Source organism: Kitasatospora sp. SC0581 (assembly GCF_048159585.1).
In the GTDB taxonomy this organism is placed as follows: domain Bacteria; phylum Actinomycetota; class Actinomycetes; order Streptomycetales; family Streptomycetaceae; genus Kitasatospora.
In genome coordinates, this window is the sequence record NZ_JBLRWA010000267.1 from 1 (window position 1) to 348 (window position 348).

At 40.5% G+C, this 348-nt stretch carries 1 pseudogene; it reads right to left on the bottom strand.

Annotated features, from left to right (window positions below):
- Positions 1-70: 70 nt before the first annotated feature.
- Positions 71-348, bottom strand: a pseudogene (locus ACLWS4_RS38050) (hypothetical protein); the annotation flags it as partial.

Consider the following 348-nt stretch of genomic DNA (forward strand, 5'->3'; position numbering starts at 1 on the left):
ACAGCCCCTAAAACAGCGATTCAAAAACACGATGATCTTTTAGGAGGCTCTGTTGCCGTAGCTGTCTTTTTTATTGGGCAATAACAAGTTTATGGCGTGTACTGTTAAAATAATCTTGGTAGGTTTCGTTAGGGAGCTGGTCGGTTATCAGGACATCGATCTCATCCAAATTGCAATACGTCATCAATCCATATTTATCAAATTTGTCATGGTCAACCAATAAGAATACTTTTGAACTTCTGTTGACAATTGAGGTTTTTAATTCACTTTCAATGGGGGAGGCGTTGGTGACCCCATTTGTAAGCGAGACCCCGGTGGACGCCATAAAGGCTTTGTTTATGTTATAGG